The organism is Blastopirellula marina (assembly GCF_002967765.1).
Lineage (GTDB): Bacteria > Planctomycetota > Planctomycetia > Pirellulales > Pirellulaceae > Bremerella > Bremerella marina_A.
This window is the reverse complement of record NZ_PUHY01000013.1, coordinates 16,617-38,772: the sequence shown is the minus strand read 5'-3', so window position 1 is coordinate 38,772 and position 22,156 is coordinate 16,617. Positions and strand designations below refer to the sequence as shown.

Below are 22,156 nucleotides of genomic sequence, written 5' to 3'. Positions count from 1 at the left end.
TAAAAACGTCCGTCTCCTGATCCGGCCGGTTTGCTTCCCGCAGCAAACCGGCCTTTTTTTATTCTTGCCTCATCCCAGATTCTGGCGACCGCTGGGGGAACAGTTGAGAGCTGTGGTATCTGCACATTTTGCCTCTAAGCTTTTTCGTTAAGATAGTGGCTGTTCATTCTGCTTCGCTACCTGCTTGAATCCTTGGGAAAGCCACATCGTTGGAAGCCGGACAAAGTCTTACTGAGTCGACTCGTTATCAAGAAGCGTTGGACTACCTCTTCCAGCGAATCAATTACGAGCGAACTACTGACATTCCCTACCGTTCGCGTAGCTTCAAGCTAGACCGAATGCAGACCCTCATGGATGCCTTAGGAAATCCTGAGCGGAAGCTGAAAGTCGTCCATGTCACTGGGACCAAAGGTAAGGGGTCGACATCCGCATTTCTGGCTAACATTTTATGGAAAGCCGGCTACCAAGTCGGTAAATTCACCTCACCGCATTTAGAGCGGCTTGAGGAGCGATTCTGGCTTAACGGGGAAAGTTGTTCGGATAGTGAAATCGTCGAATTAGTCGATAGGTTGATCCCGGTTGTTCGCCAGATGGACGAAGTCGCCGGTGATGACGATCGACTGACATTCTTCGAACTCACGACCGCGATGGGATTTCTCTTATTTGCGGAACAAAATGTCGACTTCGCTGTTTTTGAGGTTGGCCTGGGCGGACGTCTCGATTCGACGAACGTTTGTCATCCGCTGCTCTGTTTGATTACCAGCATTAGTCGCGATCACATGGCGCTGCTGGGTGATACCTTAGCGCAGATTGCTGGCGAAAAGGCGGGAATCATCAAGCCTGAAATTCCAGTTGTAAGTGGTGTCACCGCGGTCGAAGCGCAGCAAGTCATTGCAGAGGTCGCGCAGCAGAACCTGGCTCCTCTCTGGCAGCTTGGTCGTGACTTTCATAGCTTGCCCAGCGAGCGATCTAGTAGCCGGACTTCCGAAGGGCATCGCTTTCAGCAGACATTTGCCTTCGAATGGGAAGAGAACACGGCACGTCAATACACGATTGGTATCAAGGGGACTCATCAGGCGACCAATGCCGGGCTGGCCATCGCTTCGATTGAACTACTTCGAGGGATGGATTATTCGATTTCGGAAGAAGCTGTGCAGGCTGGGCTTGCTGAAACCACGTTACCGGCGCGCATCGAGTGTATCAGTGAACGTCCGATGATCATCGTCGATGCCGCTCACAACGATGCATCCGCGGAGGCGTTGGTGAAGGTACTTGAGGAACACTTCCCTGAACGTCGACGTCATTTGGTGTTTGCGTCGAGTGGCGACAAAGATCACGCGGCGGTTCTAGGCCATCTGCTCGGAGCATTCGAGCAAGCTTGGCTGACCAAGTACAGTTTCAGTCCACGCTGTACTGATCCCGTTTATCTGCTGAAGTTAGCTGAGCAAATCGAAACAGCACGCCCGATTCAATTACACGCGATCGAGGAGTCGAAGGTCGCGTTTCACGAAGCGATCGCCGCTTGCGGACCGGAGGACGTGTTAGTGGTCACGGGGTCGTTCTTCATCGCGGCAGAGTTCAAGCGTTTTTGGACTGAGATGATAGCAGATAAAGATCGATCTATTTCGTCCGCCGCTCGATAACACCGTCCCAAACGTCTGGACATTCGCCTTTGTACTGGGCCATCACGGCGAGCAGTGCGGTCCGCGGGCCGAATTGAGACGGGACATTTTCAAGTTGCTGCTTCGCCTCGGTCCAGCGTCCCGATTCGAAGTGGACCAATGCATTATCGTAGTTTGAAAGCCACGTAATTTCGCTTGATTTAATCGTATAGATCTGCGTCGCTTTGCGCAATCCCGCAAGTCGATAGTTGCCCAGGCGAACGAAGCTGTCAGGCGGCATCGTCGGATCTTGCTGAAGTCGCTTGGTGGCGTTCTCGTCGAGAAGTAGTGGCACGCCTAGCGGCTTAGTGAGTCCCTCGATTCGGGAGGCCAGATTTACCGGCGGACCGAACGCCGTGACTTTGACTTGATCGCGGCTACCGATCATCCCGGCAACGGCACGTCCGGCGGCAATTCCGATCCCGGCATAGGGAGGGGAATCGCTGCAAAGGAAGTCGTCCCCTGCGAGGGCTCGGACAATTTTCTGGGCAGTATGAATTGCGCCAAGCGGTCTCTGTAAGGTGTCGTGTGGCCATCCCCAGAAGCCCATTACGGCGTCACCGTGGAAATCGCCAATAACGCCCTGTTGAGCCAAGATCGCCGAAGTGATGATGGAAAGGGTTTCGCTGGTTTGCTGCAGGTACGGAATTAGCTGATCAAAGTGCTCTTCGGTTGCTGCGGAGAACCCCCGCAAGTCGCAGAACAATACAATAAGATCGGCTTCCCTAGGAGAAAGATAACTTTCCAGGTCAGTCGAGACACCTTCAAGTAAGCCAGGTGTGAAGAACTGATTCAATTGGGACTGGCGTCGTTCCAATGCCAGATTTCTCGATAGATTAGCGAATGTCGAACCTACCAGCTCGGCAAACTTGATGTCGTCTTGCAGGATTTCAACTTCGGTTAGGTTGCCCTCGAGCTCTGCCCGTTGTCCCGACAGGTATAGGGCACCGGCCGAGTTCAACTGAAACTTCAGTGGAATGCACATTGCCCAATCATGCCCGGCAACCCGCGTGAAATCGTCTCCATGGGGTAAGGGATCATTCGGCCAAACATGCAGCACGCACATCTCGGACTGGGTGGCATGCTCAATCAAGCTTTGGCTAGACCCGCCCGGTGTCGAATAACCATCGCGACTGTCCCAAGCAATGGGGACGTAGCTAACGTTGTTCTTTCTGGTTCGCTGTTCGAGCAGGACGACGTCGTTGCTATGGGCAATACCTGCAAGAAGCTGCTGTAAAGTGATCGTCACAAGTTGTTCGTGATCGTTACACGACGTCATCTTCGAAACCATCTCGGTCAGCAATTCGATTCGCCCTGGTGTCTTGCGAAACGAGGCTTTGCGAATCTCGCTCGGATGAATTGTGACTTCTGTTTTGGGACTGCGATGAGGCTGTGGAAGTGTCGGCTCGGTGTTCTCGACTAAGAACTCGGTGTGTCCGATGACGAAGTGTTGACCAGGATTAACCAGAAATGAAGTTTGCGGCTTGGATTCGAAGAAGACTGGGTTGATTGCTTCCGAGAATTGACTTACTTCAAGCTGACTTCCATTCCACGTCAGCTGAGCATGCTTCGACGAGATCTGCTTGTCCCATAGCACTGGAAACGATAACGTGGTCCGGCCGATGATAAACGGTTGGTTCGGCACCAGACGCCGACGCCATCGCTGCGAGCTGAGAGTATCGCGGGCAAACAGTTCAGCCATAGGGCGTACTTATTTAGGGGTGGCGCGACGCGTAGGAAAAGCGATCGTGGTCTGTTCGTGAGGAGGAATGATACTGCTGCTATCGCCATTCCCAGTCGCTCCGACCGGAACTCGACGAAGAGCTCGTACCACGAAGAACCACAGGATGAGTACTACGAGAATAATCAACGCGGCGGCAAGAATCCCTTGTTGCGTGAGTTGTAATCCGAGTTCGTAAATCGGTTTGATCGCGAACGAATGTTCTTCCTGAACGACAACGACCAAACCGGTTGATTCTTGATCGGGCGCGGTGGAGTCTGGTCGTGTTGGCATCGAGACCCCTTGGGCGGCAAAAATCCAATCACGATCGTACTCTTTGCCAAGTTCGTCACGACCTAGCGGATCTTTTCCCACGACGGGAGTGCCGGCATCAAATTGCGAAAGGGGTACCCGAAACTGGGGGTCCTCCGAAAAACGGAGTGGGACCATCTCACGATTTTCAAGCAATTTGTCAAACAACGGATGCTGCAAGATCACACCATGTGTTGGAGCATTGCGTCCATCCACTAAGACGGCAAACTGGTGTTCGGCGGGTTCCAGTCCAGTAAACTTTCCAACGTCCACCGACATCGCGACCACACCGATAAGCTTTCCGTCATGACGCATCGGTGTCGACATGGCTACTTTCCAGGTGCCGGAAGCGGTACTGCGAAACACGGCGGAGAGATGAGTCGTCTTAATCGGAGGAGGCGTCGGTGCAGTTGGTGAAAGATCTTCACTGCCTCCCTGATAGTAGGTGCGATAGCCAAAGTAGCCGCCGATCGGGGTCATGGCCAAATTCGCATCGTAAGACGAGGCGATCTGAAAACCGTCTGAATCGATGACAAACCAACTTGACGTGTTGGCCTGGGACGGAAGTTTGAATTGGTCGAGGATCCGCTGTTGGATGGCTTTCCTGGCCGGATGGTTCTGAAACGCGATCCGTTCGGGCGTCTGGTTCTTACCGGTGGCGCGTTCGGCGTGCAGCTTGTCGAGGAGAGGTTCGAGCTCTGGATCGTGAATCGTCTTAAGGAAGAGATCGATAAACTCTTTGTCCCGCGCTAAGCGTTCGACATCTTCAAATCGCGCATTGATCGCGTGCGAAACATTGGTAGCGGCCAGTTCGGCAGCAAACTGGTTACTTTCGTACGCTTTGGCAACCATCGCTTGTTTCGAGGCATCCATGGCAAACTGGTAATTCGTCCAACCAAAAAAGAGGCCAATCGTCAACAAGATGGCCGGTCCTAAGACGCCTAACAAGATTAGGGGGCGTCGATACCGCATCCGCTGACGTTCGTTCAGCGCGTCGAGGACTTCTTGAACGTTGTGAAAGCGATGTCGTGGATCGACAGAAATGGCTCGATCGACAATTTGAATCAGTTCGCGATCAACACCTCGAATTTTCTTATGAGCTTCGGGAGGCGGGGAATTAATGATAACTTCACGATATCGTTCCAGCCGATCACGCAGCCCGTTAGAAGAGTCAATTTCTCCGACACTCGAAGAAGAGCGAAACGGAGGCTCGCCGACGAGCATCGTATAAAGCAACGCCCCGAGGGCGTAAACATCCCAGTGAACGTCGGGAGTGGCTTCAACATCCGCTTGTTCGGGGGCCATGAAAAACATGGTCCCTAATGCTGGACGTTGGTCATGCGAAAGTCGTGACTGGCCGAAATCGGCGATTCGGGCCTTTCCGTCCTGGTCGAGTAGAATATTAGCAGGCTTTAAGTCGCAGTGAAAAATTCCCTTCCCATGGGCGTGAAGCAGTCCAATAACGACATCCTGAAAAATGTCGATTGCTTCATCGACCTGCATTGCACCGCTGCGGCGGAGGCGATCCTCGAGCGATCCATTGGGAAGGTATTCCATCACATAAAAAGAAGGATCGGCATTCCAGCCAACTTCGAGCAATTGAACGACATAACGATCCGCAGACAGGAAGACGAGTTTTTCGACCTCCGCAGCAACCAGGCTTTCGTCCAACGCCCCTCGGTGATGGTAGATTTTGATGGCGACTCGCCGCCCCGTATTTTGAGCGGTGGCTACCCAGACTTCGCCATATGCCCCACGACCTAGCATAGAGTCGAGGTCGTAACTTGGTATTTCGCAGGGAGGCGTCCCCTTGGGGCGACTAAGGTGCTTGGCGGCACTGAGTTGCCCGGGCGATTGTTTTTGAGTTTCTTCCAGGCTCATGACATCGTTCGGAGGAAGGGGGGATCGATCGTCACATTTTACGATGAATTGGCGGACGGACCAATCACGATAGACTGCTAGAGAAATTTAAGTCAGCAACACTTCCCACTTGGATTATCCACCACATGGGACGTAAGTTGACTAGTTAAGGAATAATTCATGCCTCGTTTTTCCCTTTTACCTTTCGCTCTCTTCATCGCACAACTCTTGCTTTTGGGAATGCCGTACTCCTTACTGGCTCAGGCGGAAACGACCGACGAGCCACTTGATGGCGAGAACGGACGTCCATTAGCTATCGGAGAGTTTCGACCCAAGGCAACGCTCAAGGTTCACCAAACCAAACTAACGAGGGCCAAATTCCCGGTTGTCGATGATCATACGCACTTTCGTTATCGCCTACGGCACTCGCCTGAGCAATTGGATGATTTCGTAGGAGTGATGGATCGCAATAATATCGCGATTTGCGTAAGTCTTGATGGACGTCTTGGGGCTGAGTTCGACGAGCATGCTAAATACCTGTGGACGAAGTATCCTGATCGCTTTCTGATTTATGCCAACGTCGATTGGCAAGGGAGCGGCGATCCTGATAAGCCAGAAACGTGGGCATGTCAGCGTCCAGATTTCGGTCGACGGATGGCGCTAGAGTTGGCCGAGGTGAAAAAGAAGGGAGCCAGCGGGCTGAAACTCTTCAAGCAATTTGGACTGGGCTACAAAGATGCCGATGGATCGTTTTTGAAAATCGACGACCCGCGGTGGGATCCAATTTGGAAGGCATGCGGCGAGTTGGGGCTGCCGGTCATCATTCATACGGCCGATCCGGTTGCCTTCTTTCAGCCGATCGACAAGAAGAACGAACGTTGGGAAGAACTTTCGCGGCATCCAGATTGGAGTTTCTACGGGGAAGAGTTTCCATCTCGCGAAGAATTGTTGGCCGCTCGCAACCGCGTGATTGAGCGTCACCCGGAAACAACTTTTATTGGGGCGCACTTTGCCAACAACTCGGAGGACCTAGCCCAAGTATCTGAGTGGCTAGAGAAGTACCCCAACCTATATATCGAGCCTGCTTCAAGGATTTCGGAACTCGGACGCCAACCGTACACGGCCCGCGAGTTCTTTCTGAAGTATCAAGATCGAATCCTGTTTGGCACCGATGGTCCTTGGCCTGAGCAGCGTCTGCACTACTACTGGCGGTTTCTGGAAACATTCGACGAGTACTTTCCTTACTCTGAAAAAGTCCCGCCGCCGCAAGGGCTTTGGTACATCTATGGCATCAAGTTGCCAGACGACGTGTTGCAGAAGATCTACCATGGCAATGCCGCGAAGATCATTCCTGGCGTCGAGGAGAAGCTGAAGAATTACGTGGCCAAACAGAAAGCGGAGTGATCTTCCGTCTGAACGAATTTAGGTTGTAGCCGTAGAATAGGAAGACATCACGCAGATCGCCTCGTGGAGGAGAAATCGAGGTTTGTGGTTCTCCCCCATTGGGATACATTGGGCAAACCTTGGCTGTCGCATCTCTGCCAGCAGTGCTAGCGGCGGCGGCTGATCACGGAGGAGAACCATGAAAAAATCACATACGTCATCCGTTATCCTGGCGGCGGTCGTCCTTGCTCTGCTCAGCGGCCATTCCGCGTTTGCTCAGACCAGCCGGGAAGACATGGTGGTTACGCAGTCCACTGAAGTGCTTAACGAAATCATGGCGATTCCCGCGAAGGGGATTCCCCACTCGTTGCTTGAAAAAGCCGAAGGGGTCGTAATCATTCCGAACATGATTAAGGGTGGCTTTGTGGTTGGCGTACGACACGGACGCGGTGTCGTACTCGTGCGAAATGAAAATCGCGGCTGGCAGCCTCCGCAATTCGTTACCATGACCGGCGGAAGTGTCGGTTGGCAGGCTGGCATCCAAGCAACCGATGTCGTCCTTGTCTTTCAAACGAAGAAGAGTATCCAAGGCCTTCTCACCGGCAAGTTCACCATCGGCGTCGATGCCTCCGCAGCCGCTGGACCGGTTGGTCGTCAGGCATCGGCCGGAACGGATCTATCGCTGCAAAGCGAGATCTACTCGTACAGCCGCAGTCGTGGCTTGTTTGTTGGCGCGGCCGTCGATGGAAGTTCGTTGCAGATCGATACCTTGGCGAATCGCAACTACTACGCGAGCACTGGGCTCACCCCAACCGGCCAACCAGCAACGAACACGCCCGTGTTGCCGGCTTCAGCTGTGCAGTTGCTGCAAACGATTGCCAAGTATGCCGACAACGCCGTGATTCAGCCGGAGACAACGACCTATGAAGTCCCCCAAGAGGCCGTTGAAATGAATCCTGCCATGACACCAGCGCAGAACGCGATCGGTATCGATCAGCTGCGAATGGAGTTAGCCGCAGCCTCAAACCGTCTAGGAAGCGTGCTCGACAATCAGTGGAAAGGGTACTTGGCTCTTCCCAAGGAAGTGTTTGAGCAAGGACCTCATCCGAATCCGCAAACTTTGAAGACGTGCATTGCTCGTTACGACCAGGTTGCCGGTAACGCCAATTATGCCCCGCTAACGCAGCGTCCCGACTTCCAGCATGTGCATGGCTTGCTGATCACCTACACCGATGCTCTAGCCGCGATGGCCGCAGAAAATGGCGAGATTCGTTTGCCGCCCCCTCCGGGAAGCATCGCACCGCAATCAGTCACGCCGCAGCCAGCGGGCCCTCAGGTGATTTCTCCACAGGGTGTCGCACCTCAACTGGTCGTCCCACGTTAACGTGGTGTTTCACGTAATATCCAATTGGTAAACCGCTGAAGAGAGCATCCGATGATGCTCTCTTTTTATTTGAGTTTTTTACCTCTTCGTGGCTATTCCTCAGTGAGCGAGTCCGCAACAGTCGTTGCTTGAGAGTAAGCCAAGCGAGGGCGTTTGAGGCCCCATTCTTTCCGTGGCTCGCGAATCCCCGTATATTCAGCACCTGGAGCTATCCACGTTTCAGATGTTTTTTAGTCGGCCGGAGAAAAGTAGCATGTCGGAAATTGATCTCAAGGCGTACATCCGCGATGTCCCAGACTTCCCAAAGCCAGGTATTCTATTTCGCGATATCACGCCCCTTTTGGCCAATCCGCACGTGTTCAATGAAGCCATCGATCAAATGGCCGCCCACTACGAAGGGAAACAGATCGACGCGATCGTTGCTGCGGAAGCTCGCGGTTTCATCTTCGCTGCTCCGCTCGCATTGCGATTAAATTGCGGCTTTGTTCCGGTTCGCAAGCCAGGCAAATTGCCATTCGATACCCACTCGTTCCACTATGAACTGGAATATGGGAGCGACACCCTCGAGATCCACATCGATGGCGTTCAACCAGGTCAAAACGTATTGATGGTAGACGACCTCCTGGCCACCGGCGGCACGATGAAGGCCTGTTGCAACCTGGTCGAGAAGATTGGAGCCAACGTGGTTGGTTGCTGCTTCTTGATCCACCTGAAGGCACTCGAAGGGGAACAGCGTATCGCCCCATTCGAGTCGTTCAGCTTGATCGATTACTAACGCTTGCTGTTTATCGAGCTAAGCGGATGCCGGTGAATTGCCAACGGGCATCCGCCGGAAAGAAGTTGCGGTAGGTGCGTCGGATATGACTGGCGGACGTTGCACACGATCCGCCCCGCAGGACCTGTTGGTTGCACATGAACTTGCCGTTGTACTCGCCAATCGCACCCTCGACTGGTTTATAGCCAGGGTAGGCTGTGTAGGGACTTGCCGTCCACTCCCAAGCATCGCCAAACATCTGCTTCAGTCCCTCGCCGCTTTGGGCTGGGGTCGGGTGAAGGTAGCCAGATTCGACAAAGTTGCCGCCTAGCGGAAGCGACTCACTGGCGACTTCCCATTCTGTCTCAAGCGGTAAGCGGTTACCTCTCCAACGTGCGTAGGCGTCTGCTTCAAAGTAGCTGACGTGCGTAACCGGAGCCGTCGGTTCAAGTGGCTGTAGCCCAGCAAGCGTGAACTCAAACCAAGTGCCGTCTCGTTTCAACCAATACAACGGGCTGTCCCATTGATCGTTTTGAATCGTATTCCACCCAAGTGATAGCCAAAACTCAGGGCGTTGGTAGCCGCCCGCTTCGATGAATTCGAGGTACTCGCCGTTGGTAGTTAAGCGATCGGCGAGTTGGAAATCATGCAAGAGCACGTCGTGCCGTGGTGTTTCGTTATCGTAAGCGAACTGGTCGTTCGAATGGCCGATCTGGTAGATGCCCCCGTCGGTCGTATGCCAAGCTAAGTCGTTGGCTGAATCATTGGCAAAGACTTCCTTACCCGAATGATAGGCCGGAAACAGCGGATTTTGAGCGAGCATGTGTTTGAGGTCGGTCAGCATCAATTCTTGATGCTGCTGTTCATGATGCAGGCCCAATTCAACCAACGTGGAAATCTCGTCTGCTTGATCGTTGGAAGCTTCGACAAGCAACGTTTCAATCTTGCGGTCGACCGCTCGGCGATACTCGAAGACTTTAGCAACCGTAGGGCGAGTTAACAGGCCACGTTTGGCGCGGGGAAATTGCTCACCAATTCCGTTGTAATAGGAATTGAACAAATACTCGAAAGCTGGATTCGAGGGTTGGAAGTGCTTGGCAAACGGTTTGAGCACGAATGTCTCGAAGAACCACGTTGTGTGTGCCAAGTGCCAGCGAATGGGGCTGGCATCTGGCATCGACTGAATTACATAGTCTTCCGTTTCCAGCGGCTCGCACAGCTTCTGTGTGAATTGCCGCACGGCTTCATACTTTGGTAGCAAACTCGCCGCGGGGGACGTGTCGGCGGCAGGTACGGAAGTCATACTCGATCTCTCGTGCTTGAGGATTACGCGATCAATTACAAGATAACGAAGTGCATGACGGCGAAATAAGCATCCGGGTCGGTCCAAACTTTTCGCAGTGTCCAGCCTACTTCCGCCGCCATGGTGGCGAATCCATCGATGGTGTATTTGTGCGAGTATTCGGTGTGAATCAATTCGCCTGCAACGAGATCAACCTCGTGTCCGTCGAGACCAATCGATTGATCGACACGACTCCTTAAGTAGATCTCGATCCGTCCAAGTTGTTCGTTATAAAACGCATGATGCTCGAAAGCGCTGATATCAATCGAAGCGTCCAGTTCTCGCTGCATGCGATGGAGGAGATTCAAGTTGAATTCGGCAGTCACTCCTTCTTCATCGTTGTACGCTTTCTCGAGGACATCCCGATCTTTCTGCAAGTCGACGCCAATCAATAACCCACCTTGTTTACCGCACATGCGTCCGATCGACTCGAGTAAACGTTTTGCAGCGCCCACTTGAAAGTTGCCGATGGTTGACCCAGGAAAATAAACGGCATTGTGATTCGGTTTCTGGGATGATTCTGGTAGCGGGAATGGCCCCGTGAAATCGGCGCAAACAGGCAAGATTTCAATTTGTGGATATTCGTTCGCAATTTCCCCGGCCGACTTCATTAAGTGTTCGTAGGAAATATCGACGGGCACGTAGGCGGCTGGATCGTGAAGATGATCTAAGAGGTCGCGCGTCTTAATACTGCTGCCGCTCCCGAATTCGACGAGCATAACTTGCTCACCGAGGCATTCCCCCATCTCTTTCGCGTACTGTTGCATGACGCGGGTTTCTGTTCGCGTGAGGTAGTAGTCGTCGGTTTGACAGATCGAATCGAACAGCTGCGACCCGCGTTGATCGTAGAAGTACTTACACGGCAAACGCTTGGGATCACGCTGTAGGCCCGAGAGCGTGTCATCCAAAAATCGATCTTCAGTCTGATGCGACATGCGATGCTGCTGGGGTTTGATGGGAGAGGATTGTGGGCGAATCATTGGCATGTCCATTTGTGCGATGAAGGAATCGATTAACGACTGTTCCTCATATTCGCAACTCTTGGGCCAATAAAGGCGAGCGAGGTCATCATGACGAGGGGAGCCCTCGCCAACTTTCGATTCTAGACGACTCAGGCCCGTATTCCGTGTGATATCACACCAATTAAATCGATTAAGTCTTGGCAGTTATCGATACGTTACTGCCATGATCGTAGATCGCACGTGACATCACTCGAGATGCTCGAGAGCAGGGGGGGGCATTAGTGCAAGAATTCACAAGGCGTGCAACTTGGTTGCTTGGCTGCCAATATCGTTTGAACGGATTTTCAGCGCGTCCCAAGAAGCATTGGCTTGGCAAATGCCATCGGTCTGATGTGTGATCCATTTACATATGTGGCTTTGTAGATGCGGTCGTTAGATTGTGCAAATACTGCACAAAACATCGGTCATCTGCGTGTCAAAGAGATCGTCTAGAAACCACATAGGGTGGGTGACTAATGTTTGGTCAGCCTGCAGCTAGTAACCCTGTCGCGGTCACCGTCCCTTGATGGGATGTTATGGGATCACATATTCGCATTCCCGAGGTGCGCCATCCGCATGGCCCCTGTTAGCGAAAAGGAAATCAAATTTTGGCACGCTGCATGCGAACTGAGCGTAGAATTGCGCGCAATCGCAGTAGCAACCAAACCACTTCAAGAGTTCTTTTCGATGTCCTCTCTTCCAACCAATTTGGACGCCTTGATGCGTTCCATTTCGAAAGCAAAGCGTCGCCGATGGACGTTATGTGTGCTCGCTCTGTTCGCCGTTTGCGCTAGCGAAGGTCTGCCAGTGGACATCCAATCGTCCGTGATCGCCGCTGAGAACGATGATCCGATTTTCCAAGCCATGCAGGCGAAAGCTGCTGATGTCGCATCGAAGCCCTACGAAGCTTCCCATGAACTTCCCGAGCAATTGAAAGACTTGAACTATGACACCTATCGATTGATCGCCTTCGAACACGAGAAATCGATCTGGAAACCGGAAGGTCTGCCGTTCTGGATGGAGCTATTTCATCGCGGATACATTTACCGGGATGAAGTCCAGGTTTACCTTCTTCCGCCAGATAGCACTTCCGTTGAGGCGGCACAGCGGTTGGACTTTGATCCTTCACGGTTTCAGTATCGCGGTGAACTGGATGGCTTGAAGCCACCCAAAGATCTGGGTTACGCCGGACTCAAAGTCATTGGTAAGTTTCCAAACTCAAAACATCCGTTGGAGATCGCTTCATTTCTCGGGGCAAGTTATTTTCGAGCAATTTCGCCGGGGCAATTTTACGGAACCAGTTCTCGCGGTTTAGCCGTCGACATTGGCTTGGCTAAGCCGGAAGAATTTCCAGTATTTCGAGAATTCTGGGTCGAGCAACCGAAGGCTGATTCAAAGGAATTTCGTGTCTGGGCGTTGATGGAAAGTCCCAGCGTGACGGGTGCGTATGCGTTTGTGATTCACCCGGATGAAACGATGACGATCGACGTCAATGCGAAACTTCATTTCCGCAAAGTGCCAGAGAAGGTAGGACTTGCTCCGCTGACCAGTATGTGGATGTGGGGACTCGGAAAAGAGGGGCCTGAGAACGACCCACGTCCGAGGGTACACGACGCAGATAGTTTGCTGATTCAAACGGGTGAAAATAGTTGGATACGTCGTTCGCTGAACCGTCTCGACTTCCCATCGCTCAGTAATTACGATGCCAAAGAGTTGCATGGTTTCGGCCTAATGCAATCCGAGCGGAGCCCCGCTCGCTACAACGACGACGAGGCGAAATATAGCTTGCGTCCGAGTGTTTGGATTACGCCGAGCGAACCATGGCGGGACGGAACCGTACAGCTTTTAGAACTTCCGTCCGATCATGAAGGGATTGATAACATTGGCGCCTACTGGGTTGCCAAGCAGCCAGTTGCAATCGATAAACCGATTGAGCTGGAATATGAAATTGCATTCCTCCACCAGGCACCAAAGCAACATTCGCTTGCAAAGGTGACTGACTTCCGGGTTGAACGCTCGGACAAATCCTCCCTCTCTCTCACCGTCGTTTTTCAGGGCGACAACCTATCCACGCTTCCAACGGAACGCCAGTTGCTATCTCAAATTGAGGTACAGCGAGGCAGCGCGCAAGAGGTCGTCGTCCGGCGGACCGCGCTTAATACGGTGGAAGTCTCGTGCAAGTTGATCCCGGACGGACCCTATGCCATGGAGATGGAGGTCATCCTCAAGGTCGAGGACGAGCTACTCTCTGAATCGTGGAGATATCTATGTCCCATTTAAGTTCAACCACTGACGTCAGTGCTCTTTACGGGCACACTTTCGGCGCCAACCCGATGGGCTCGGTATTACCGACTCTTCCTTCGCATTCAACGATCTCGGATACGGATATTCGGGCAGCGAAAGCAGTCGTTGCTGACTACTTACGGGACCTCGGTTTGACCGATCCTGATTTCATAGCTTCCGAGAGCAAGCGAATAGTTAACCATTCGCTCGAAGCAATTGCGGATGATCCCAAGGCCAACGGAAAACGGTTGCGAAAAATGGCGATCCGCCAAACCGTTAAGAAGTTAGCCAAGTGGGTTCAGGCGATTGAAGTGGAGTACGGTGATGGTAGTTCACCGACTCCCCCAGGCGTGATCGGCGCTCATCTTCCTGAATTGTTAAACCAACATCCACAGGTATGGGGCGATGATTCGCTGCCGGAACATTTTGTGGCCTCGGCTCATACAAAACGAAAGCAGGTCGTTCCTCAGTCAGTGCCGAAGGAAATGACGAAGCAAAAACTTCCGTTGTTGCCTCGTTGGGGAAAGCAAATTGCCGAAACAATAGGCCTGATGCGTCCTGCAAATAAGCGAGCAACCGAATCGCCCGAGTCCCCGGCTTCGGAGAATTGCTCGGTCGTTAATTGCTTTAACGTTACCCGCGGACTTTTGGCGTTCTTGACGCTGCTTACCACTGCTACAGCTTCTGCTGCGTACTGGGAAACGGTCTCGGCGACCGGCGTTTTTCAGTATCCATTAGTCGGTCTGTTTGTGCTCTTGTTCTTCTGGATCGCCTTCAGTTTTTGGACAGCCACGATGGGGCTGGCTTCGATCCTGATGTCGAAGAAACAGAAGGAAGCAGTTGAGCCTGACGATCCCAATTATCTGACTGGCCTGCCACGTAGTGCCATCTTAATGCCAATCTATAACGAAGACACTTCAAGCGTGATGTCCAACCTGAAAGCGGTTGCGCTGTCGCTGAAGTCACTTGGTGCCGCGGAAAAGTTCGACTTGTTCGTTCTGTCTGATACGACCAATCCCGATGTGTGGCTGGAAGAGGAACGGGCTTGGGCGAAGCTAGTGATTGATCTTCCCGAGCAGTGCCGCGTTTACTATCGCCATCGTGCGAAAAACACGAGTCGCAAAGCCGGGAACATTGCAGACTTCTGCCAACGATGGGGTGACCACTATCCCTACATGACGGTTCTCGATGCAGACAGTGTCATGTCCGGCGAGACTCTCGTTGAAATGGTTCGCCGAATGGAGAATGATCCGAAGATCGGTATCCTTCAGGTTCCACCAACGCCGGTCAATCGTCAGTCGTTTTTTGCTCGTACCCAACAGTTTGCAGCTCAAGTTTACGGACGCGTATTCCTCGAGGGATTCGCTCTCTGGTCTGAATGCGATGGCAACTACTGGGGACATAATGCGATCATTCGCATCAAGCCATTCATGGAACATTGCGACTTGCCAGTACTGCCAGGTAGCGGCCCATTAGGTGGTGAGATTTTAAGCCACGACTTTGTGGAAGCCGCGTTGATGCGCCGAGCGGGGTGGAAAATCTGTCTCGCTCACGATTTACAAGGCAGTTACGAAGAATGCCCCACCACCATGTTGGACTATGCTCAACGTGATCAACGTTGGTGCCAAGGCAACATGCAGCACATGGGCTTGTTGCTGGCGGACGGCTTCCACCCGGCAAGTCGATTGCATTTGAGCATGGGTGTGATGAGCTATCTCTCGTCGCCACTGTGGTTGGTGTTTCTAACGTTGTCGTTGGTGGCGGCATATTTGGGGGGTGACGCGTCGGCCGCCGGGATTAATCCTTGGCTGGCTGGCGGTTTGTTCGCTGCCACGATGGGGATGCTTTTGATACCCAAGGCATATGGACTTCTCGCTTTGATGCTTCGACCTCAGCCGCAAGACTCGCCAGCGATTCGCAAACGAGCTTGGCTGGGGGTGTTGCTAGAAACAGGCGTAGCGATCCTGATTGCTCCGATCATGATGCTTTTGCACAGTCAGTTCGTGCTGGCAACATTACGAGGTAAAAAGGTGAAATGGAATGCTCAGCAACGCGATGACACTGGTGTCTCTCTCACCGACGCGTTGATGATGCACTGGGCTCACACACTGATTGGCGTAACCGCCGCAACCGTATTGTTCTTTGCCGCTCCGAGCTTCCTGTTCTGGCTATCGCCGGTATTGGTCGGCCTGATCTTCTCGGTACCGCTCTCCATGCTTCTGGGAAGCTTGGAAGTTGGTAAGAAACTAAAGGAAGAGGGGCTGCTATTGATCAATGAGGAAGTCGAGGCTCCGAAAGTACTGAAGGTGCAACGTCAGGCTCTTGCTCTAGCATTCCGCTCGAAGCAGTCCGGACCGAAGGGCGACTTGTTCGAGTTGGTGCTGCAGGATCCTGCCTACTTGGTACTTCACCTGGGCATTTTGCGGACAACCGATCGAGAGATTCCAATTTTCCGTGATCAGATGATGGAGATCCAAGCGGTGGTCAAACGGGACGGTGTTCAAGCACTACCGCCGAATATCCGATTCCAGATCCAAAACAACCGCTACGCGATGGAGCAGTTGCACATCCAATTGCGTGCCCAGCGAACGCCCAAATCGCCGTTAGCCTACCGATAGTGTCTATATCGGATTGTTAAATAGAAAATGCCCACGCATGCGTGGGCATTTTTTGTTTCTTGATTTGACCTGCTCGGGGAAATATCTGGTAGCCCTAAGCCGCGCGGCGAATGTCTTCCGGGAGTTCCGGATAGGCGAAGCCGCTTTGGGAGTCGTTCCAGCGTCGCAAGGCAACTGCCACCAAGTGACCGCCAAAGGCAACAGAAAGTTTCAACGCGTGCTGAATGCGGAGCTGTCGTCCTACTAAAGGAACGCAGTCGATGTCGACTTCTGGGTCGATGCTGCGAAGATTTGAGGTCGGTGGGACAAAGCCATCGCGGAGTGCGAGAGCGGTCATTGCCAGTTCGACACTTCCCGACGCATTCAGTAAGTGTCCGATCATTGATTTAACACTGCTTGCACAAAGGCGGCTGGCGAACGGTCCGAAGGCCGCTCGGATGCCGCGAGCTTCATTCACATCATTCTGCTGGGTACCGGTACCGTGGCAGTTGACGTAATCAATGTCGCGTGGACCGAGGTCGCTCGACTTGAGGGTGATTCGTAGAAGACGCTCCAAGGCGTCACTAGTCATATCAATGCCCGTTACATGGTGCGCTTCGGCCAGCATGCGGCATCCTAGCACCTCAGCGTAGATCTTCGCACCTCGAGCTAGGGCGTGACTTAAGCGTTCAACCACAAACATTGCGGCGCCTTCCCCAATGACGAAACCATTGCGGGTTTTGTCGAAAGGGCGGCATGCTCGAACAGGGTCGGCATCATCTGACAGGACGCGCATCTTGCGGAAACCGGCGACGAAAAGGGGGTCGATCGCTTCGGCACTGCCAGCGAGGGCAATGTCGCACTGACCATCCCGGATCGCACGGACTGCACAGCCAAGTTCGACCAGTCCACTGGCACAGGCCGTGGAATGGGAGAGACGTGGTCCCTCTAACTGGAACTTATGAGCAACATGATAAGAAGGAGTGCAGGGGAAGAACTGTTCGTGTGGCAAGCCGCCTGGTACGGGCCAGCTTCCACCAGGGATATCGACAACATCGAAGATCGAACGCGCATCTCCCATGCCGGCGCTAACCGCACAGCCGAAACGAGTTCGATCGACACTTCCCATGTCTACCTGGGAGTCCTGCAAAGCTTCCGCCGCTGCAATCTCGTTGAGCGTAAGAAGCTTGAGGCGGGGCTCGTACCCATCCGGCACTTCGACCGGGGCGCCTAATACAAGGTTGTCTTCAATCGGCGAGATGCCCGTCATTCGGCGAATGCCGCAAGTTCCGCGCTGAATCGACGCCCAGGTCGATTCCCGATCCTGTCCAACGGACGTGATCAAGCCGATTCCGGTGATCACGACCGGGTCTTTCGCGTCTTCTATGGTCACGTTGCGTATTCCAACCGCTAAATGCCTTTTGCCCCGCCGTGCGATCTCCCTATCGCTCGGGCTTTCGAGGCCATCGTGTGGGAAAGTTACCCAATACCCGGAAATGGTTCCAGTTCAGTTTCTGAAAGGCTTGGGCGTAAATCTCGGGGAATTCCGCATATCTGGAAAGAATTACCAATTTTCACTCAAGAATGGTTGCCAAAAGCGCGCGGTCGGGTAAACTCTTGGACGTGGGAATTCGACCCACAAGTGGATTTAACTTATCGATTAAGTGGGAAACTAACCCAAAACGGCGTTTGGCGAGTTTTCCTGAATGAAAACGGATACCGATGGGGTCAGACGAGTTCATTCTGGGCGAATTCAGCCGCACGCTGGACGACCGGTTTCGGCTGTCGATTCCCACGCAAATAACCGACCTCCTTGCACCCAAGGAGGACGACCTCATCCTCGTCAAGGAACGGCCAGGTTGCCTCAGCTTATGGAACGGACCGCAGTGGCAGGGCAAGCTCGATGCGGGTGTGAATCTGGTTCACGCCAAGATCGCCGCGGGCAAGCTGGAGAACCGCATTGCCGACGTTCAGTTGCTAGGTCGGTTGCTTTCCACGCGTCAACGCAACGTTACGTTGGCTGGAAAAGGGAGATTGCTGATACCGGAGGGATTTCGGGAATTCTTGGGCGTAGAAGCCGGCGGCGAAGTGTTGATCGTCGGTGCCGCAGTTTGCGTCGAAATCTGGAAGCCCGAGTCTTGGCTGCAGAATCTAGAAGAGAAGATGCCCGAGTTCCGATCGCTATTGGATCAACTCAGCGGCTAAACCAAATCATTTCAATATGAACGGAGTCACGTGCTTGCTAGGGAATTGATCGAACGTCGTTAACCCTGTTTTGTTCCGTAACGACCAGGTCAGTCACAAGATACCAGGGATGGCCTTTAAGGCATGGATGCCTACCTTTTTTAATTCCCCATGTGAGCAACGGCCTCGCGGTTGAGAATAGTCCACTCAACCGCGGGGCTTTTTTTACGCGCGCCTATTTCGGTGATTGCGAGCGTTGCTGAACTCTTCCGGTTGGCAATTGCCGTTTCTTTGGTTTTTCCCCGGGCGCCAAACCGAGCGTGTTCTATTTATTTGCGACGTAAGCCATCCGCAGTTCGTGAAGGATGTTTTCCAAAGCCAACTTTTCCTGAGCTTCCAAGTTGCCTTGGGTCTTCTCTTCGAGCACAGCGAGGAGCTCGATCATATGCTTGGCGACTTCCGGATGTTTTTGGGTTTGCCCTGATGCCGGATCTGGGATCTGCCCCAACGCAGAAAACGCCTGGGTTGCAAGCATCGAAATCAGAAACGTGAAGTCAGGCTTGGGTAACGCGTAGCCCCCTGGGCTCGAAGCGGTCTCTTCCGGTTGTTGCGAGGGAGGAGTCGGCTCGCTTGTGGGCTCCGTTTGAGATTCCGGAGATTCTTCGCCATGAAGCTTTTTCTTCTCTTGGCGAACTTGTTCTTTCCAGTCGCTATCGACGACGATCTTCTTTTCGGGGTCTTCGCTCATCGTTCTGGATGTTGTTTTTGCATGGGGTGAGTTAAATAGAGCCGATCGTTAAATCGCTATTCACGGTATCCCATTTGAAAAACGATCGCAAGCGAACTCGATCAGTCGATCGGAACGTCGGATGATAGCGCAAAAAAAATCTCCGGGGAAACTTGTGGGAATCCCCGGAGTGGTCAAGCAAGATCAGTGTCAGGCGTCCGCGGCCTGCTGCGAAGGGCTTTCCGTGGGCTGAGCGTCATTTTTTTTTGCGTCGCGATGACGACGGGCGATTGCCGCGCCGACGAAGCCAGCGAACAGAGGGTGAGCCTGGATTGGCTTGCTTTTAAATTCAGGGTGGAACTGAACTGCCACGAACCAAGGATGCTCGTCGATTTCCAAGATCTCGACCAGCGACTTGTCTGGTTTTAGGCCGGCAAAGCTCATCCCGTTGCTGCGGAACTGATCGCGGTAAACGTTGTTGAATTCGTAGCGATGGCGATGACGCTCAGAGATTTCATCCTCACCGTAAGCTTCGCGAGCCTTCGATCCTTCCGCCAAAGCACATGGTTGGGTGCCAAGTCGCATGGTTCCCCCCTTGTCGGTGATGTTCTTTTGCTCGTCGAGCAAACCGATAATCGGGTGAGGCGTATGCTTGTCGAACTCGGTTGAGTGAGCACCTTCCAGGTTCACTACATTCCGTGCGAACTCGATTGCAGCGCACTGCATTCCAAGGCAGATTCCGAGAAACGGAATTCCACGTTGGCGGGCATAGCGAATTGCATCGATCTTTCCCTCGATGCCACGTTCGCCGAATCCGCCTGGTACCAGGATGCCGTCGAAGCCGGCAAGCATTCGTTCCGCACCCTCCGTTTCGAGAGCTTCACTCTGGATACGTCCGATGCGAATTTGCGACTTGTGATGAATGCCGGCATGATCAATCGCTTCGTAAATCGACTTATAGGCATCCTTGTGCTCAGCGTATTTTCCAACAACGGCGATGCTGATCTCGTGATCGGGGTAACGCAGCGTGTGCAAAATTTCATGCCATGGCGTCAGGTCAACCGCCGAAACTTGAGGGAGACCTAGTTTGGTTGCGATCAAGTCGTCGAGTTGGTTGTCGTGTAGACTGATCGGCACTTCGTAGATTGAGAAGTCCTTGTCCTTCTCCTCAATGACGGCCTCGATCGGTACGTTACAGAACAGGGCGATCTTCTCGCGATCGTCACGGCTGAGGTTGCGTTCGGTTCGGCAGATCAGGATGTCTGGCTGGATACCGATTTCACGCAACTGTCCCACCGAGTGCTGGGTTGGCTTGGTCTTCAGTTCACCAGCGGCCTTAAGGTAAGGGACCAGCGTCAAGTGAATGAACAAGCAGTTTTCGCGACCGACGGTTTGTGGAAATTGGCGAATCGCTTCCAGGAACGGCTGACTCTCGATGTCGCCAACGGTTCCTCCGATTTCGGTGATGATCACATCGGTATCGTCATCCCCTAGCTTACGAATCACCGATTTGATTTCGTCGGTGATGTGCGGAATGACTTGAACCGTCTTGCCCAGGAATTCGCCACGACGTTCCTTGTTGATCACGGACATGTAGATCTGTCCGGTCGTGTAATTGGAATCGCGGGTGAGCGGACTGTTGGTGAAACGCTCGTAGTGTCCCAGGTCGAGGTCGGTTTCGCTACCGTCATCCAGCACGTAGACTTCGCCATGCTGATAAGGGCTCATGGTGCCGGGATCGACGTTGATGTAGGGGTCAAGCTTCTGCATCTTGACCTTCAGACCACGCTGTTCGAGCAGCATCCCGACCGATGCGCTGGTCAACCCTTTTCCTAGTGAACTGACAACGCCGCCGGTGACGAAAATGTGTTTTGCCATGAAGTTGCGGGGGCCCTTCGACCTTGCGTGCATCCAAGCAGATAGAGACATGCTGCGGCTACCAACTCAGGCTGGCTTTGAATGTTGATATCCTAGCCGTTAGGGTCACTTAATGCCCGACCAACGGGGATTAAACGGAACCTAAGGGAAACCAAAGAAGGACCGCTAGCGTGAAAACACTATCCTAGCAATTGCTCATCTTTCTGACAAACGCCGCATAGTCGCTCGGCGTGTCGATTCCGATGCTTGGTTCGGCAATTGAGCCGACGAGAATTGTCTCTCCCATTTCCAAAACACGAAGCTGCTCCAGCTTTTCCAACTGCTCTAAGGGAGAAGGGGGGGCGGTTGCCAGTTTCAGCAGGAAGTCCCGGCGATATGCATAGATGCCTAAATGTTGGAAAAAAACGGGTGGTTCCGCTGCGAGTTGTTCCTCGAATCCGTCCCGAACGTGGGGGATCGGGCTGCGGCTGAAATAAAGGGCGCGACCGTTCTCAGCACGAACGACTTTCACGCAAGCGGGATCCCGCAACTTTTCCAGGCAACGAATCGGCGTCGCCAAGGTTGCCATCGAGACATCGGGATTGGCTTCCAGAAGATGTCGGACCGTTTCGATCGCCTCGGCTGAAATCTCCGGCTCGTCTCCCTGAACGTTAATGAAGATATCCACGTCAGGCCGAGATCGGGCGACTTCGGCAACGCGATCGGTCCCGCTAGCACACGTTTCGCTGGTCATGACCGCTTCGCCGCCAAATGTATGCACGGCCTGGCAGATTGAATCGTGATCGGTCGCGACGATCACACCATCGGTTCCGCGAGCCATGCATGCCGCTTCGTAAGTATGCTGAATCAGTGGCTTGCCGGTTTCCGCCAAGAGAAGCTTTTGCGGTAATCGGGACGATTGAAGTCGTGCTGGAATCACAACAAGACTTGTCAGCGAGAGGGCGAGTGCGGGTTTCATAGCAGCAGGTCGAATCCATTCTGGGGTAACTTCGCGAGTTCCAGACGCGAATGCCTCGTCAGCATACGCTTTCGAGGGTCGAAATCAGAAGACCAATTTAGGCCGTGCGCGT

15 protein-coding genes are annotated in these 22,156 nt (G+C 53.2%); 7 read left to right on the top strand and 8 right to left on the bottom strand.

Annotated elements, in window-relative coordinates:
* The first annotated feature begins 209 nt into the window (after positions 1-209).
* Positions 210-1,643, top strand: coding sequence for a bifunctional folylpolyglutamate synthase/dihydrofolate synthase (locus C5Y83_RS22185; protein ID WP_105331991.1), 1,434 nt, complete (start codon positions 210-212; stop codon positions 1,641-1,643).
* Here the strand turns inward: C5Y83_RS22185 and C5Y83_RS22180 are convergent.
* Together C5Y83_RS22180 and C5Y83_RS22175 are read right to left on the bottom strand one after the other, a co-directional pair.
* On the bottom strand, positions 1,621-3,363 hold the full coding sequence (locus C5Y83_RS22180; RefSeq protein WP_105331990.1) for an adenylate/guanylate cyclase domain-containing protein: 1,743 nt from the start codon (positions 3,361-3,363) through the stop codon (positions 1,621-1,623). The genes C5Y83_RS22185 and C5Y83_RS22180 overlap by 23 nt on opposite strands.
* Before the next feature lie 9 nt (positions 3,364-3,372).
* Positions 3,373-5,574 carry a protein kinase domain-containing protein gene (locus C5Y83_RS22175; protein ID WP_105331989.1) on the bottom strand — a complete coding sequence of 734 codons (2,202 nt, stop codon included), beginning with the start codon at positions 5,572-5,574 and terminating at the stop codon, positions 3,373-3,375.
* A 219-nt stretch (positions 5,575-5,793) separates the two neighbouring features.
* Between C5Y83_RS22175 and C5Y83_RS22170 the strand changes: the two genes are divergently transcribed.
* The 3 genes from C5Y83_RS22170 to C5Y83_RS22160 all read left to right on the top strand — a co-directional run bounded on the left by C5Y83_RS22170 (position 5,794) and on the right by C5Y83_RS22160 (position 9,095).
* Positions 5,794-6,957, top strand: coding sequence for an amidohydrolase family protein (locus C5Y83_RS22170; protein ID WP_233207331.1), 1,164 nt, complete (start codon positions 5,794-5,796; stop codon positions 6,955-6,957).
* A 178-nt stretch (positions 6,958-7,135) separates the two neighbouring features.
* Positions 7,136-8,320 (top strand): lipid-binding SYLF domain-containing protein, encoded by a 1,185-nt coding sequence (locus tag C5Y83_RS22165; protein WP_105331987.1) that lies wholly within the window; start codon positions 7,136-7,138, stop codon positions 8,318-8,320.
* A gap of 262 nt (positions 8,321-8,582) precedes the next feature.
* On the top strand, positions 8,583-9,095 hold the full coding sequence (locus tag C5Y83_RS22160; protein WP_199195114.1) for an adenine phosphoribosyltransferase: 513 nt from the start codon (positions 8,583-8,585) through the stop codon (positions 9,093-9,095).
* Between the two features lie 10 nt (positions 9,096-9,105).
* Here C5Y83_RS22160 and egtB read toward each other — a convergent pair whose 3' ends face one another.
* Positions 9,106-10,377 carry an ergothioneine biosynthesis protein EgtB gene (egtB, locus tag C5Y83_RS22155; protein WP_105331985.1) on the bottom strand — a complete coding sequence of 424 codons (1,272 nt, stop codon included), beginning with the start codon at positions 10,375-10,377 and terminating at the stop codon, positions 9,106-9,108.
* A 35-nt stretch (positions 10,378-10,412) separates the two neighbouring features.
* Entirely contained in the window at positions 10,413-11,351 is a 939-nt protein-coding gene (gene egtD / locus C5Y83_RS22150) for an L-histidine N(alpha)-methyltransferase (protein ID WP_105332096.1), read from the bottom strand.
* 786 nt (positions 11,352-12,137) lie between these two features.
* Between egtD and C5Y83_RS22145 the strand changes: the two genes are divergently transcribed.
* Both C5Y83_RS22145 and mdoH read left to right on the top strand, forming a co-directional pair.
* Positions 12,138-13,697: a glucan biosynthesis protein gene (locus C5Y83_RS22145; protein WP_158262462.1), complete on the top strand. Its 1,560-nt coding sequence runs from the start codon at positions 12,138-12,140 to the stop codon at positions 13,695-13,697.
* A complete protein-coding gene (mdoH, locus tag C5Y83_RS22140; RefSeq protein ID WP_105331983.1) occupies positions 13,685-16,318 on the top strand; it encodes a glucans biosynthesis glucosyltransferase MdoH in 2,634 nt (877 codons plus the stop codon). The genes C5Y83_RS22145 and mdoH overlap by 13 nt, the downstream gene beginning before the upstream one ends.
* A gap of 94 nt (positions 16,319-16,412) precedes the next feature.
* Here mdoH and C5Y83_RS22135 read toward each other — a convergent pair whose 3' ends face one another.
* On the bottom strand, positions 16,413-17,690 hold the full coding sequence (locus tag C5Y83_RS22135; protein WP_105331982.1) for a beta-ketoacyl-[acyl-carrier-protein] synthase family protein: 1,278 nt from the start codon (positions 17,688-17,690) through the stop codon (positions 16,413-16,415).
* A 329-nt stretch (positions 17,691-18,019) separates the two neighbouring features.
* On the opposite strand from C5Y83_RS22135, the gene C5Y83_RS22130 reads away from it, so the two are divergent.
* Complete coding sequence (locus tag C5Y83_RS22130) at positions 18,020-18,502, top strand: division/cell wall cluster transcriptional repressor MraZ (RefSeq protein ID WP_105331981.1); 483 nt, start codon at positions 18,020-18,022, stop codon at positions 18,500-18,502.
* A 304-nt stretch (positions 18,503-18,806) separates the two neighbouring features.
* Here C5Y83_RS22130 and C5Y83_RS22125 read toward each other — a convergent pair whose 3' ends face one another.
* From C5Y83_RS22125 to kdsB, 3 genes are all read right to left on the bottom strand, one after another.
* A complete protein-coding gene (locus tag C5Y83_RS22125; protein ID WP_105331980.1) occupies positions 18,807-19,229 on the bottom strand; it encodes a DUF1844 domain-containing protein in 423 nt (140 codons plus the stop codon).
* Between the two features lie 189 nt (positions 19,230-19,418).
* Complete coding sequence (locus C5Y83_RS22120; RefSeq protein ID WP_105331979.1) at positions 19,419-21,086, bottom strand: CTP synthase; 1,668 nt, start codon at positions 21,084-21,086, stop codon at positions 19,419-19,421.
* A 184-nt stretch (positions 21,087-21,270) separates the two neighbouring features.
* Positions 21,271-22,044, bottom strand: coding sequence for a 3-deoxy-manno-octulosonate cytidylyltransferase (gene kdsB / locus C5Y83_RS22115; protein WP_409994599.1), 774 nt, complete (start codon positions 22,042-22,044; stop codon positions 21,271-21,273).
* Between the last annotated feature and the right edge of the window lie 112 nt (positions 22,045-22,156).